Source organism: Sphingobium sp. DN12, assembly GCF_051058005.1.
Lineage (GTDB): Bacteria > Pseudomonadota > Alphaproteobacteria > Sphingomonadales > Sphingomonadaceae > Sphingobium > Sphingobium yanoikuyae.
Map to the genome: position 1 here is coordinate 2,099,340 of NZ_CP173717.1, position 14,774 is coordinate 2,114,113.

Consider the following 14,774-nt stretch of genomic DNA (forward strand, 5'->3'; position numbering starts at 1 on the left):
TGTTACGGTCCTAGCCTATGCCCGCGCTGCGGTCAGCCAATTCCTTCACATTGCCCAGATCGCGCAGGAAGGCGGCGATCGCCGCGTCGGAGGGATGGCCGGGATGTTCTTCGGCGGAGACGAGGATCGCGACCGAGCGCGGATCGCGGCCGAGCAGCCGGGCGAGCATGGTCTGGATCTTCACCTCCGGCTTGCTGCCGGTCGGCGCGCCCTGCCCCACCACATAGAAGCTGACGACATGGCGGACGAGCGGGCCGGGACCGGTGATCTGCTCGCCGCGTGCGTCGGCGGGTGCCGGTGCGGGCGAGGACCAGGTCCATTCCTTGTCGGGATCGACCGCGCCCTGGCCGAAACCGACCAGTTCGCGCTTGTCCTCCTGCCGGTCAAAGGCGGCAACGACGAGGTCCACGACCTGTCCGTGCGCGTTGGTATAGCGGCCAGAGATGAAATGATCGGCGCCATCGAAGCGCGGTTTCCAGGGATAGGCCTGGGCAGCACTGGTCCGGGTCCAGCCCGGCACCGCCGGCAGATCGATGCGCGATGGCAGCGGACGGGCAGTGGCGGCGGTGGCCGCCAGCCAGAGCGGCGCGGCGACGATGATGCCGAGCGCGATGGCCGCCATCATGCCGGCGGGCGCCTGCCGCCGGACGGGACGCTGCAGCGGCACGGGATCGAACCAGGGGTCGCCGGGCTTGCGATCGAAGAATGGCCAAGCGGTCGCCATCACGATGATCATGATGATCGCGAAGAACACCCAGCCATAGACGACATGGTCGAAACCGACGGCGGCATCGACCGTGGTCAGATGGGCGACCAATATGGTGGCGAAGGCGCGCACGCCATTGGCCAGCACCGACAAGGTGAGCGCCCCCGCCATGAACAGGATGCGGCGCGGCCAGCTCTGGAAGCAGACATTGCAGACCAGCGCGCCATAGGCGGTCATGGCGATCAGGAACTTGGCGCCCGAACAGGCCTCCGCCACCTCGAAATAGCCGGTCGGGGTGGTGATGAAGATGCCCTCCATATGGGCGGGCACGCCGGCCAGCGTCAGGAACATCATCGAGAGATGCGCCGTCACCAGCTGGAGATGCGGCACGATCTCCTCACCGAAGGGGACCATGAAGAAGGCGTAGAAGAGCGGGAAGAGCAAGGCGCGCGCCACCATCGGCCCGAGCAGCGCGATCACCGCGCCCTGGAGCATCAGGACCAGCGCGCCATGGCGGACCATCGCGACGCCCGCCGCCGCGCCGAGCAGCCAGGCGAAGGCGCCAAGGCCCAGCCAGATCAGGCCCGGCGGCCAGGCGACCGGCTCCAGCTGGCGCAAGCCGGGCAGACGCTGCTGCACCAGCCAGGCGATGAGGATCGGGATGAAGAGGCAATGGCCGAAGGTGGAGGCATTCCACCAGATCGAGACCATCGAATAGAGATCATCGAAGAAGAGCGTCAGTATGGCGGCGGCCACCACGCCCAGCGCGGTCAGATGACCACGCCAGCCGGCAAGGCCGATGCGCGGCATGTCGGCAAGGGAACGGGCGCGATCGGTCATGCGGCCTGCGGATCGGCCTTGCCCGACGCGCCGAGCAGCAGGTCGGGCAGCCCCCCCAGCGTCGCCGACCAGCGATAGCGGTCCTCGACACGGCGACGGGCGGCAAGGCCGAGTTGTGCCCCTCGCGCCGGATCGGCGAGCAGCGACAGGATCGTCTCGGCTTCGGCCGCCGGGTCATCCGCGACCAGGAAATCGCGGCCATCGACCGCATCAATGCCTTCGGCGGCCTGGGGCGAGGCGACGACCGGACGGGCCATCGCCATGGCTTCCAGCACCTTGTTCTGGATGCCGCGCGCGATGCGCAGCGGGGCCACCACCAGATCGGCGGCGGCCAGCCAGCCGCGCACATCGGGAACGCCGCCAGTGACGATGACGCCGGGAAGATCGGCAAGCGCCTGCACCGGCTTCGACGGGTTGCGACCGACGATGGCGAAGCGCGCGTCGGGGCGTGCGGACTGGATGGCGGGCAGCGTCTGGCGCGCGAAACTCTCGACCGCCTCGACATTGGGGCGATAGTCCATCTGGCCGGTGAAGACGATCAGCGGCCCTGCCCCCTTATCGACGGCCGGGAAATCGGCCGACGGGTCGAAATAGTCGAGCGCCACGCCATTTTCGAGCGCGACGATCCGGTCGGGGCCAAGGCCGCAGGCATCGCGAAACATCGCCGCTTCGGCTTCGCTGACGAAGCTGCAGATGTCGGCGCGGGCCGCGACCTTGCGCTCGAAATCGAGCAGCACGCGGCCCTCGCGCCGGTTGATCCAGCCCATCGGGCCGGAACCCTGTGCGCCATAAGCGGCATATTTGGCCGAATCGAAATCGACGAAATCCATCAGGAACCGCACCCCCGCCGGCAGCATGGGCACGAAATGCGCCATCTGCGCCGAATAGGCAATGACGGCGCGGATCGGCCGTTCGGCCATGACCTGCGCGACCCAGCGATGCAGGCCCGGATGATCGAACAGCGACACCAGCAGCGACTGGCCACGCGCCAGGCCGGTCAGGCCGGCGACGATGCGCGAACGGTCGCGCATCAGCACGCACTGGCTGGCCGTCAACTGCGCCATGTCGGGCGCAAAGCCCATGTCGCGATCATCATCGGCAAAGCAGCCGACATGGACCGGCGCCATCTGCGCCAGCCGCTGAAGCAGATGATAGGACCGGATCTTGTCGCCCCGGTCGGGCGGGAACGGGATACGATGGCAGAGGAAAAGCAGCTCGCCCGTCATCCAAGGCCCCGCGCGATATGCGGACCGATGAGGTTGGCGACGGGCAGCGGCAGTTTCTTCCACAATTCCACCTTGCGCCGATATTGCGGCGAGAGCGGGTTAACGTCACGCGTCTCCTTGCCCGGCGCGGTGCGCAGATGATAGCCGAGCGGATCGCCCTCGAAACCCCAGGTCTTCTTCCAGGCGGCGGGCCCGGTGCCGACCTTCGAGCGGCCAAAATCGAAATGGGTGAGGCCGCGCTCGCGGGCCTGGCGCATCAGGGTGAAATAGAGGACTTCGTTGGAGCGCATCGCCCGCGCCTCCAGTCCGGCGCCATGCCAATAGGGCATGCAAGCGCCGCCATGATAGAGGCTGATGACCGCCGACAGGGGCTTGCCGTCCTTCGATACCATTGCGATGTCCGCATCCGCCCCGAACCGGTCGAGGATGGCATCGAACAACGCGCGCGGGAAGACCGGCGTGCCGAGATTATGGACGCTCTGGCAATAGAGGCGATAATGGATGTCGCGCAGCCGCTGGTCGCGGCCGGTCTCGAACTGGAGGTCGTTGCCGAGGCCCTTGCGGATTTCCGCGCGGTGGCGCTTGGGGATCGCCTTCAGTTCCGCCTCGTCATCGGCGGCAAGCGCGCGGGAGAAACCGAGATAGGCGTCGGCCTTGTTCTGCCATGAGGCGCCGCCGGGCGCTTCGCCACCGCGCAGTTCCAGCGTGTCGCAGCCCAGCCTTTCCGCCTGATACCAGGCGGCATCGGCCAGCTTGGCGATCGCCTTGCGATGGGTTGCGAGGATGCCGCCATCGACCGCGAAACCGCTGCCGACGAGCGCCTTGCCGAACAGGGCCGAACGGATATGGGTGAGCGGCAGCACGCCGTTGATCTCGCCCGAGGGCGTGCGGGCGACCAGCATGATCGCCTTCTGGCCGGTGCCGGCCTCCACACCCATGATCCAGGCCGGTCGATGAAAGGGCGTCGAGCCCGGCTGGGCGCAGACCCAGGCATCGATTTCCGCCACGACAGCCGGATCGGACAGGCGCGCCTCTCCGACGATGACGCTCAGATCGACAATCGCATTCATCTGCTCATTCCCTCAGTACCCCTGGCACCGGCATAGGCCCAAAGGGCTGAATATATGGTAATCAGCCAAGACCCCGACTGATCATCGGCCCCAGCAGATTGGCGACCGGCAGCGGCAATTTCTTCCACAGTTCGATCCGCCGCTGATATTTTTCGCTGGTCGGGCTGACGTCGCGCAACTGGCCGGTGGGCGACCAGTCGAAATAGACAAGCGGCTGCGGATCGAAGCCGAAGCTTTTCTTCCAGGCGGCCTGGCCGCTGCCGACCTTGGACCGGCCAAAGTCGAACCGGCCGGCGCCGCGCGCGCGGCCATGGCCCATCAGCCGGTAATACATGAGTTCGTTGGAACGCAGCCGGCGCGCATCGGCGCCGCCACCGCCCCAGAAGGGCATGACCCGGTCGCCATGATAGAGGGTCAGCACGGCCGAGACCGGGCGATCGCCATCGCGCACGATGCTGATGTCGGCATCCGCGCCAAAGGCGGCGATTATCTCGCGGAAGAGGCGTGCGGGGAAGACCGGGGTGCCGAGGTTACGAACGCATTCGGCATAGATGCGATAATGATCGCGTAGATGCGCCGCCGAACGGCCATGATCGACGGTCAGCGCCGGATTGGCGAGCGCCTTGCGCAGTTCGGCGCGATGCTTGCGCGGGATGGCAAGCAGTTCGGCCTCGTCATCGGCGGCAAGCGGGCGGACGAAGGCGACATGCTCGCCCGCGCAGACGCGCCACCCCTCCCCCGGTGCGACACCGCCGCGCAGTTCGACCGGCACATCGCCGCGCGCCCGCGCCTCATGCTGGGCGGCAGCAGCCAGGGCGGCGATCACGGCCGGATCATCGGCCAATATGCCACCATCGACGGCGAAGGCGGCGGACACCAGCGCCTGACCGAACAGGCGACTGCGCACATGCTGGAGCGGCAGCAGGCCGCAAATCTGGCCCGAGGGCGCGACCGCCGCGAGCATCAGCGCCCGGTTCGCGGTCGCCCGCTCGATTGCGATCAGCCAGGCCGGGCGATGAAAGGGCGTGCTGGCGCCATGGGCCAGCACATAGGCATCGGCCGCCTGCGCCTGCGCCGGATCATTGAGGTCCAGCGTGGTGATCGCCAGATCGGCCCGATTGCCCGCGATCATGCGGCGCGCGCCGCTTCCTGCGCGACCAGCGCATCGACGCGGGTCCAGGCGAAATCCTGGGTCAGGCGGCGCAGCTTGGCGGCCATGACGGACAAATTGGTATAGTGGCGCACCCGCGAGCGCAGTGGCGCACCGGCGACGCGCGGCTGATCCGGGTCGATTTCCCAGGGGTGGAAATAGATGATGGCCGGCCGCTGCGCCTGCCCGTTCACCTGGCGGATCGCCCAGCGCGAAAAGCCATAGGGCAGCAGGCGGAAAAAGCCCCCGCCGCCGGCCGCCAGCGTGCGCTGGCCAAGCTTCGCCGTGGTCACCGGCAGTTCGAGCAGATCCGATCCGGCCACCGGCTTCCAGGCGAAGCGGGGCGAATCGGGCCAGCCATAATGGTCGTGCCGGATCGGCGCGACGCTGCTGGAATAGGCATAGCCTTCCTCCGCCAGGATCGGATGCGCCCAGGGCGTGCGCGGATCGATCGAGAAGCTGGGCGCGCGATAGCCCGACACCTTCTGCCCGCTGGCATCCTCCAGGATCACACGGGACTTGCGTAGGTCGGCGCGAAACTGTTCGGGGGTGAAGGTGAAGACGCGGGCATGGTCATAGCCATGGCTGGCGACTTCATGCCCGGCCTCAGCAATGCGGCGCATCAAAGCGGGATAGCGTTCGGCGACCCAGCCCAGCGTGAAGAAGGTCGCGGTGACACCAGCCTGCGCGAACAGGTCCAGCACCGCATCGGTGTTGCGTTCGACGCGATGCGTCAGCCCCTCCCAATCGGAACGGTCGATCGTCCGCTCGAAGGCGCCGACCTGGAACCAGTCCTCGACATCGACGGACAGGGCATTGTGCATCATGATCTTGTCCCGGTGTTGCCGCGCGGACGCGATCAGGCGGCGTTGCGCTCCGGATCGGCGGCGCGTTCGTCGCGCTCGACCCAGTCGACCAGCAGGGTCAGCACGCGGCGCAGCGCCGCATCCTGTTCCTCGACGCGGAATTCAAGGCCCGACAGGCGCTCCTCGATCAGGGCGAAACAGCCCTTGAGCGCTTCGGGATCGACCGTCGGCGCGGCGTAGGAGGCGTGGTTCTGCATCGCGCGCAGGGCAGCGATCTCGGCGCGCAGCGCCTCAATCTCCTCATGCACGGCCGGTGACACGAGATCGGGCTGCGCCGGCGCCTGCCAGGCGACCGCCTGCGGTGCGGGGGCAGCGGCGACCGGTTTGGCCGGTGCGATCGGTTCCGGCGCGGTTTCGCCGGCAATATCCAGCACGGACGGCGCGATCGGTTCGGCGCTGACATCCTCGTCCACGCCCATATCCTCGATCACCGCCTGGACCGCCTGCCCGTCAATCTCGGTCAGTTGCTCCAGCGCGCCCAGCAGCAGCACGCGGCTGACCAGCGCGTTGATGCGACGCGGCACGCCGCCGGTGGCGGCATAGATGGCGTCGAGCGCATCGTCGGTGAAATAGGGATTGCCGGTCCAGCCGACCAGCGTCAGGCGATGGCTGATATAGGGTTCGACCTCCTGCGGCAGCATCGGGTCGAGATGATGGGTCGCGATCACGCGCTGGCGCAGCTGCTCCAGCTCCGGCGAGCGGACAAGATCGCGAAATTCGGGCTGACCGAGCAAGAAGATCTGCAGCAGCGACTGACCGCCCAACTGGAAGTTGGACAGCATGCGCAGTTCCTCGATCGCCGAGACCGGCAGGTTCTGCGCTTCGTCCACGATCAGCAGTGAGCGGCGGCCGGCACGGGCCTGCCCCTGAAGATAGGCCTCGATCTGGCGCAATATCTGCGCCTTGGCGACGCCGTCGGTGGCCAAGCCGAAGCTCTGCGCGGCAAGGCGCAGCATGTCGTCGCCCTCGACCTGGGTCGACACGATCTTGGTCGCGGTCAGGCGCGCCGGATCGATCGTGCTCATCAGATGGCCGACCAGCGTCGTCTTGCCGGCGCCGATGTCGCCGGTGATGACGATGAAGCCCTCGCCCTGCGCCAGACCATAGCCCAGATAGGACAGTGCCTTGCGATGCGTCGTGCTCTCGAAATAGAAATGCGGGTCCGGCGTCAGCTGGAACGGGCGCCCCTGCAATCCATAGAACTGATCGTACATCTGTCGTCTCCATCCGGCCGACCGGCGTCGCATAGACGCCGTTATAGCCCGAATTTCCTTAAAAGCTGTAACGCAGGCCGACCTGGCCCATCGCGTTGATCAGCGTGTCAAAATCATCCGCCTTCGCCGCATCGACGCCGAGCGAAGCCGATGCCGTAAGTTTCCTGGTCAAGCCCCTGAAATAGCTTGTGAAGGCACCATAGTTCAAGACATCGGCGCGCGCGCCGCTGGCATCGAAATAATTGATGTAGACCGCCGTATCCAGGGAATCGCGATCGTTGAACGCGTAGGTGACGGTGCCATTGCCATACCAATTCTGGTCGCGGGTGCCGCTGATCAGCACGCTCTGGGTCGTCGGCGTGATGAACTTGCGGTTGGAATAGCCGCCGCCAAGGCCAAAGCCCCAGGGGCCGCGCCGGGTGGAATATTGGCCGGCGACGCCACGATAACGGAAATTGGCGCCAGTGATGCCGGCCAGCGCATCGTTGAAACATTCGCCCCCGCCGGTCGGCGAGAAGGCGCAGCCGGTGAGATCGCCGGTGAAGGGGTTGCGCGGCACGATCAGGTTGGTGCCGGTAAAGGCCGCAGCGTCCGCGGTGATCATCCGGCCGAAGCTTTCAATGCCGTCGAACACGGCGATGCCGATGCTGCTGTTGCGGCCCTGCCAGGTGAACTGGCCCTGATAGGACATGCCGCCATAGCGTTCGCCCACCGTCGCCTTGAGCGACGTGCGGCGATTGGGCCGCCACAGCACGCCCACATCCCAGATCAGGTCGCCGAAATCATAATAAAGTTCGCGCGGCGAACTCTTGTCGGTGACATAGCGGCCGTTGCGGATGATCGGCACGCCATCCTCGTCCAGCAAGGGCGCGCGCTGGCTGATCTCGATATCCTCATAGCCGATGCCGCCGAGCAGCGCGACCGTGGGCGAGACCGGCATGATCGCATCGACCCGACCCCAGACATCCTCGAACCGCTGATCGAGCTGGCTGGCATCCTCGCGGCTATAGCCGGCACTGGCGGTCAGGCCGACCGGCAATATCGTGCCCGGCGCGAAGCCGACGGAGCCATTCAGGTCATGGGACCAGCTTTGTGCGAAGGAGCCATTGGCGATCGCGGCGCCGGGGACATTCACATCGACATCATCATCGACGCGGGCATAGCCCAGCCGATAGGAAGCCTTGATGTCGAGATCGCCGACCTTCGTGGCGTAGCTGGGCCCGATATAGCCGCCCCAGATCTGGCTGGTAAAACGGTTGTCGATCGTCGCAGCGCCCGAATAGCCGTCGGTCCGCACGCGCGAGGCGATGCCACCGGCCTGCAGGGTGAGTTCGGGGGTCAGCTTGTAGCCGGCATTGGCGATCCCACTCAGCACGTCGGAATCGGTCGCGTGGCCCCAGCCGAAACTGTGCATATACTGGACGTCCGCCGCCGCATTGAGCCGACGGGTCTGGACCTCCACCGTCACGCCGGCAGTGAGATTGGTGTAGGTCACGACATCGCCGTCGCCCTTGAGCGGCACCATCACCACCTGGTCGATACCAAGATAAGGCGTGACATCGACCTTCCTGGTCGACGCAGGCGTGCCTTGCGCCAGCGCCGGTGCGCTGACACTGGCAAGCACCAGCAGCGAGGTGCCGGCGATCAGGGCGCGCGCGGTCATCCCGCCTCCCCCTTGCCATAATAGGAACCGAAGCGACGGGCGCCGCCGGTGTAGCGGACGGCGTTGAGCAGCAACTGGACCTGCGCCCCGCCCTTGAGCAGTGCGGCCGCCTCCCGCAGCGCGCTTTCCGACGTCTTGTCGGCCCGTACGACCAGCAGCGCGACCGCGACATGGCTGGCCAGCACGGCGGCGGGCGAGGCCGCGAGCAAGGGCGGCGAATCGAACACGATGATGCGATCGGGCCGACCCTCGGTCAGCCGCTGCAGCAGCATTTCGGTGCGCGCCGAGGCAAGATATTCGGTGTCGGCATGGCTGCGCTGGCCCGCCGGCAGGACCGAGAGCGAGGGAATGTCGGTGCGCAGCACGCAATCCTCGATCGCGACCAGCGGATCGGCGAGCGCGTCCATCAGCCCCGGCCCGGCCTGCAGGCCCAGCGTTTCAGGGATGCCCGGATTGCCGAAATCGGCATCGACCAGCAAAATCTCGCGATCCTGTTCGGCCGCCAGGCTGAGCGCCAGGTTGATCGCGCAGAAGGTCTTCCCCTCGCCGCTATGGGGCGAACAGAGGAGGATGCGGTTGCCGCGCGGATTGTCCTGAAGATGGGTCAGCAGCCCGCGCTTGAGCAGGCGGAACTCCTCGCTCATCGCGGTGACCGGCGCACCGGGCACCAGGAAACCGGCTTCGGTCAGTCGGTCGCGATCGACCGGCTGGGCCGGGCTGGTCCAGGCCTGGGCACGGAAGATCGGCGCCTCGTCGGACATGACCGGGGCCGGCGCCGGCGGCGCGGGATCGAACATCGGCGGCGGTGGCGGCGCATCGGCCGGCACATCGACGGCCGGTGCTGCGCGTCCACGCAGGGCCGCCTGGAAATCGAAAATCTCGGTGGCGCGTTCGATCAGCGAGCCGCGGCCCTTGATGGGGCTATGCTGGTTCATGGGATCAGGCTCCTTCACGCCGTACCGCGCTGGATGAATTCGACGACGATCAACAACAGACACAGGGCAGCCAGGCCGCCGCTGGCGCCCGCAAACCATTTCATCCGCTGCTTGTCGAGAGCGACCTGGGCCGTGCTGGCGACCTGGGTGATCGACCCGGCGACCGGAATGCCCACGGCCCGTTCCAGACGGGCGGCCGTCGGGAAGGTGCCCTTGAGCTGGCCGATCGCGAAGGCGACGCCAATGCCGGCGCCGATGCCGAGGATCAGCACGCCCAGCAGCAACAGCGGCCGGTTGGGTGCAGCCGGCGCCGTCGGCAGGCTGGCGGGCTGCAGCACGCTGAACTGCACCGCACCGGTTTCGGTCTTCACATCGCCCCGCAGGCGGATTTCCTCGCGGTCGGCGAGCAGCTTGTCATATTGGGTCTGGAGCGCAGCATAATCGCGATCCAGCTTTTCCTGTTCGGACGCCACGCCCGGCTCATCGATCTGATGCGCGGTCATGGTGTTGAGATCGGCCTGAAGCTGCGCCTTGCGGGTCGATAGCGCCTGCACGGTGGCGGCGCGCTCCGCCTGCATCGACTTGATCGACAGATAGGCGGGATTGGGCGTGCCGGCAGCGGCCGCGCCACTGGCGCCGCCCTGGCGACGCAGATTGTCGACCTGCCGCTGGGCGGCGATCACGTCGGGATGGCTGGCAGTCCAGCCGCGCGCGCGCATGCCGGCGAGTTCGGCCTGGGCCTGGGCCAGCGGGGATGCACCGCCACCGACCGCCACGCCCGGCAGGGTCGCCGGAGTACCGGCGAGCTGGCCGTTCATTGCGCTGAGCGCGCTCTGCGCCTGCACCAGCTGGGCATCGATATTGTTGATCTCCAGACGAGCCGCATCCATGCGCTGGCTGATCGTGCCGGCGCCCGGCAGCACGCCGGCATAGCGCTGGGCAAATTCGACGCGCCGCTTGTCGGCCGCTTCGAGCTGCTTGCCGCGACCGGCGATCTGCTGGTCGAGGAAGGCCAGGCTCTGGCGGGTTTCGGTGCGGCCGCCGGTCAGATTTTCTTCCTGGAAGATGTCGATCAGCTTCTGCACCACCTGCTGGGCGATGCGGGCATTGGCGCCATCCGACAGGCCACTGTCGGCCGAGGTCGCGCTGATGTCGATCATGCTGGGGTCCGCCTGGGCCAGCACTGTGATATGCTCACGCAGGGTGGTGATCTTGCCCGCCACGTCGCGCGGCCCGGAAATGGTCTGGGCAAGGTCGGTGCCGCGCACGACCTTTTCCAGATTTTCCGCACTCAGCAGCGTCTGGCGCACCCGGTCGAGATCCTGCTGGGACTGGACCTGGGTGATGCCGATCTTGTCCTCCAGCAGCGACTGGGTGTTCACATAGACCCGCGCCTTGGATTCATAGCCATTGGGAATGAGCGATACGCCCAGCCACCCAAGCATGCACACGCCCCAGGCCACGGCCAGCGCGATCCAGCGCCGGCTCCATATGCCGTGGAGGAGGACCTGCAGTTCGTCGTACAGACCCGCCATGATCAGAACATGCTTTCGGGAATGATGATGACGTCGCCGGGCGCCAGCATGACATTGGCCTTGGTGTCGCCCTTCTTGAGCAGGTCGCCGATGCGGACCTGATATTCCTTCTGCTTGCCGCTGGCCTTGTCGAAGCGGACCAGCCGGGCGCGATTGCCGGACGCATATTCGCTGAGGCCGCCGACCGAGATCATGGCGTCAAGCAGCGTCATGTTCGCGCGATAGGGGATGGAGGCCGGCTTTTCGGTCGCGCCGACGATCCGCACCTGCTGGCTGTAGGTGCCGGAGAAATTGTCGACGATCACCGACACCAGCGGATTTTCGATATATTGGCTCAGCGCCAGCTTGATATCGTCCGACAGCATCTTGGGCGTCTTGCCGACGGCCGGCATGTCGGTGATCAGCGGCGTGGTGATGCGGCCATCGGGACGCACCTGCACCTTGGCGCCCAGTTCCGGGTTGCGCCAGACGAAGATGGTCAGATTGTCGAGCGGACCGATGATATATTCCTCGCCCGGCCCCTCCTGGGTCGCGACGAAGGATGCGGGGGGAAGCTGCGGCGCGGAGCTGGTCGAAGCGCAGCCCGACAGGGCCACCGCAGGCAGCGATGCACCGATCAGGAGCCTGGAAATCCGCTGGAAACGCATAAAATTCACCCCTTCATACCATCATAGCCGACGCGCGACCGGAAAAAATGATCGCGTGCAGGCCCATGGCTTCATCCTCGTCATGCCGGAAAAGGGTAAAGATAGGGTTAGGCCTGCTGTCGGACATGGATTAGCCAAGTAATAGTTCACGAGGACTTGGGTGGCCAAGAAAGGCCGCGGGACTTGCCGACGCGCCATAGGCACCGGCAAGGAAGATCGCGATGAAATCGCCGACATCGACTGGCGGCAGCGCCACCTTTTCGCCCAGCCGATCGATCGGCGTGCAAAGGCAGCCCACGACATTGACCGGTTGGGTGGTCGGTTCGCGCCCGAAGCGGTTGGCCACCGCAATCGGATAGTTGCGCCGCACGACCGTGCCGAAATTGCCGCTGGCGGCCAGTTGATGATGCAGGCCGCCATCCACGACGACAAAGGTTTCACCCTGGCTCTGCTTCACATCGACCACACGGGTCAGATAGATGCCAGCCTCCCCCACCAGCCAGCGGCCCAGCTCGATCGCGAATGCGCTGTCGGTCAGGATGTCGGGCAGCGCGTTGAGCGCGGTGTCGAGCGCGACCCCGATCGGCCGAATGTCCAGCCGCTCATCACCGGGAAAATAGGGAATGCCGAAACCGCCGCCCAGATTGACGAGCGGTGGCGCAGCGCCGACGGCATCGGACAGGCGCGCCGCCAGATCGATGGTCGCCGCCTGGGTCTCGATGATCGCCATCGGATCAAGCGCCTGGCTGCCGGCAAAGATATGCCAGCCGCGCCAGTCCGCGCCACCATCGATCATCGCACGCGCCAGCGCGGCCGCGCGATCGGCATCGACGCCGAAGGGCTTGGCGCCGCCGCCCATGCGCATGCCGGACCCTTTGAGATCGAAATCCGGGTTCACCCGCACGGCGAGGCGCGGCACCTTCCCCAGGCGCTCCGCCACGGTCAGCGCGCGCGCGCCCTCCCCCTCGGACTCCAGATTGATGGTGATGCCGGCATGGATGGCGGCTTCCAGTTCGTCATTGCGCTTGCCCGGCCCGGCAAAGCTGATCCGCGCCGGGTCCATGCCGGCCTCCAGCGCCATCGCCAGTTCGCCGCCCGAGGCGATGTCGAAACCGTCGACCAGCCCCGCCATGCGCGCCAGCAGCGGCGCATAGGGGTTGGCCTTGATCGCATAATGAAGATCAATCCGCTTGGGGATCGCCTCGCGGAAGCGACGCACCTGCGCCTCGATGATCCCCATGTCATAGACGAACAGCGGCGTGTCGCCCGCTTCGTCGACCAGGCTGGCCGCGCCGCAGCCGCCGATCAGCAGCATGCCTTCTTCCTCGGCGAACCAGGCGGGAATGGGGCCCATGGGCTTCATGACGCATACTCCTTGGCCAGCGCGACTCGATCGATCTTGCCATTGGGGTTACGCGGGAACTGTGCAAGCACTAGCGTCTCGCGCGGCTGCATGAAATTGGGCAGTTCGGCCTTCAGATGGGCGGCAACAGCCACGGATATATCGGGATCGGCGGCGCGCAACAGCAGCAGCACCGCCTGTCCCAGCCGCTCATCCCTGACGCCAAGAGCGACAGCCTCCGCCACGCCGGGAACGGCGACCGCCGCCTCCTCGATCTCGGTGGGGCTGATGCGATTGCCGGCCGACTTGATCATCGCATCGTCGCGGCCGACGAAATAGAGCAGCCCATCCGCGTCGCGGCGGACGGTGTCGCCGGACCATACGGCCGTGCCGCCATGCCGCGAGGCGGATGGCGCCGACTTGAAGCGCTCGGCCGTGCGCGCCGCATCCTGCCAATAGCCCTGCGCCACCAGCGGGCCGGCATGGACCAGTTCGCCTGGCTCGTCATCGTCGGCCAGCGTGCCGTCGGGGCGGACCACCAATATCTCGGCAAAGGGAATGGCCGCGCCCATCGAATCCGGGTGACTGTCAACCAGCGCGGGCGGCAGATAGGTGGAGCGGAAGGCTTCGGTCAGGCCATACATGGGATAGAGATCGGCCTGCGGGAACAGCGCACGCAGCCGCGCGACCAGCGGCCGGGTCAATGCCCCGCCGCTATTGGTCAGGCGCCGGAGCTTGGTCGCGATCTCCGCCGGCCAGTCCAGTTCGGTGAGTTGTACCCAGAGCGGCGGCACCCCGGCCAGGGTGGTGATGTCCCAGCGATCGACCGCCTTCACCACGTCGCGCGGGGTCAGATAGTCGAGCGGATAAGCGCAGCCGCCCGCATACCAGGTGGAAAGCAGCTGGTTCTGGCCATAGTCGAAGCTGAAGGGCAGCACGCACAGCGTCCGGTCCTCCGGCGCCAGACCCAGATAATGGGCCACCGACACCGCGCCGAGCCAGAGATTGGCATGGCTGAGCATCACCCCCTTGGGCCGGCCGGTCGATCCGCTGGTGTAGAGGATGGCGGCCAGAGCATCGGGCGCGGCATCGGACGGCGGCAACGCCGCCCCGCCGCTCATCCCCGCGGCCGCATCATCCTCGCGATGGAGATGACAGCCGGCCGGGACATCGCCGGGTGCCAGCGTCGACAGGCGGCTGGCCGTGCCGATCAGCAGCGCCGCGCCGCTGTCGGCCAGGATATGGGCGACCTGCGCATGTTTGAGCAGCGGATTGACGGGCACATGGACAAGCCCCGCGCGCGGCGCGGCGAGCGGCATCAGCGCCGCGACCGGCCCCTTGGCCACCCAGCTCGCCACCCGCGCGCCGGGCGCGAGCCCAAAGCCCGCCAGCCATCCTGCGAGGCGACCAAGGGCCTGTTCCAGTTCGGCATAATCCTGCGCGCCCGACCGCCCCGCCAGCGCCGGCCGTTCCGGATCGCCACGCAGCAGCAGATGGTCTATCGGCTGCACATCGGCATCGTCGATTGGCGCCTTGGAAGCCAACAGGGGGTCGCTTAACGTCATGTCCAGAATTAGGTC

The 14,774-nt window shown here is 66.8% G+C and carries 12 protein-coding genes; all 12 read right to left on the reverse strand.

Features of this window, described 5'->3' with window-relative positions:
• Positions 1 to 10: 10 nt before the first annotated feature.
• Positions 11 to 1,546, reverse strand: coding sequence for an exosortase A (gene xrtA, locus ACI6S0_RS09860; RefSeq protein WP_434405689.1), 1,536 nt, complete (start codon positions 1,544 to 1,546; stop codon positions 11 to 13).
• Positions 1,543 to 2,772 carry a TIGR03087 family PEP-CTERM/XrtA system glycosyltransferase gene (locus ACI6S0_RS09865; protein WP_434405690.1) on the reverse strand — a complete coding sequence of 410 codons (1,230 nt, stop codon included), beginning with the start codon at positions 2,770 to 2,772 and terminating at the stop codon, positions 1,543 to 1,545. The genes xrtA and ACI6S0_RS09865 overlap by 4 nt, the downstream gene beginning before the upstream one ends.
• The gene (locus ACI6S0_RS09870) at positions 2,769 to 3,842 is read right to left on the reverse strand and encodes a FemAB family XrtA/PEP-CTERM system-associated protein (RefSeq protein ID WP_375187670.1); all 1,074 of its coding nucleotides are present in this window, start codon (positions 3,840 to 3,842) and stop codon (positions 2,769 to 2,771) included. Before ACI6S0_RS09870 ends, ACI6S0_RS09865 begins: the two co-directional genes overlap by 4 nt.
• Positions 3,843 to 3,903: 61 nt before the next feature.
• The gene (locus ACI6S0_RS09875) at positions 3,904 to 4,974 is read right to left on the reverse strand and encodes a FemAB family XrtA/PEP-CTERM system-associated protein (RefSeq protein WP_434405691.1); all 1,071 of its coding nucleotides are present in this window, start codon (positions 4,972 to 4,974) and stop codon (positions 3,904 to 3,906) included.
• On the reverse strand, positions 4,971 to 5,819 hold the full coding sequence (locus ACI6S0_RS09880; RefSeq protein WP_434405692.1) for an XrtA system polysaccharide deacetylase: 849 nt from the start codon (positions 5,817 to 5,819) through the stop codon (positions 4,971 to 4,973). The genes ACI6S0_RS09875 and ACI6S0_RS09880 overlap by 4 nt, the downstream gene beginning before the upstream one ends.
• Before the next feature lie 32 nt (positions 5,820 to 5,851).
• Positions 5,852 to 7,072: an XrtA/PEP-CTERM system-associated ATPase gene (locus ACI6S0_RS09885; protein WP_434405693.1), complete on the reverse strand. Its 1,221-nt coding sequence runs from the start codon at positions 7,070 to 7,072 to the stop codon at positions 5,852 to 5,854.
• A gap of 58 nt (positions 7,073 to 7,130) precedes the next feature.
• The gene (locus ACI6S0_RS09890) at positions 7,131 to 8,735 is read right to left on the reverse strand and encodes a hypothetical protein (protein WP_434405694.1); all 1,605 of its coding nucleotides are present in this window, start codon (positions 8,733 to 8,735) and stop codon (positions 7,131 to 7,133) included.
• Positions 8,732 to 9,670 (reverse strand): AAA family ATPase, encoded by a 939-nt coding sequence (locus ACI6S0_RS09895; protein ID WP_017499985.1) that lies wholly within the window; start codon positions 9,668 to 9,670, stop codon positions 8,732 to 8,734. The genes ACI6S0_RS09890 and ACI6S0_RS09895 overlap by 4 nt, the downstream gene beginning before the upstream one ends.
• 14 nt (positions 9,671 to 9,684) lie before the next feature.
• The gene (locus tag ACI6S0_RS09900) at positions 9,685 to 11,205 is read right to left on the reverse strand and encodes an XrtA system polysaccharide chain length determinant (RefSeq protein ID WP_434405695.1); all 1,521 of its coding nucleotides are present in this window, start codon (positions 11,203 to 11,205) and stop codon (positions 9,685 to 9,687) included.
• Positions 11,206 to 11,207: 2 nt separating this feature from the next.
• Complete coding sequence (locus ACI6S0_RS09905) at positions 11,208 to 11,852, reverse strand: XrtA/PEP-CTERM system exopolysaccharide export protein (RefSeq protein ID WP_037507924.1); 645 nt, start codon at positions 11,850 to 11,852, stop codon at positions 11,208 to 11,210.
• Between the two features lie 130 nt (positions 11,853 to 11,982).
• A complete protein-coding gene (locus ACI6S0_RS09910; RefSeq protein WP_048936977.1) occupies positions 11,983 to 13,215 on the reverse strand; it encodes a pyridoxal-dependent decarboxylase, exosortase A system-associated in 1,233 nt (410 codons plus the stop codon).
• Positions 13,212 to 14,759, reverse strand: a complete 1,548-nt coding sequence (locus ACI6S0_RS09915; RefSeq protein ID WP_434405696.1) for an acyl-CoA ligase (AMP-forming), exosortase A system-associated — start codon at positions 14,757 to 14,759, stop codon at positions 13,212 to 13,214. Before ACI6S0_RS09915 ends, ACI6S0_RS09910 begins: the two co-directional genes overlap by 4 nt.
• Positions 14,760 to 14,774: the final 15 nt, after the last annotated feature.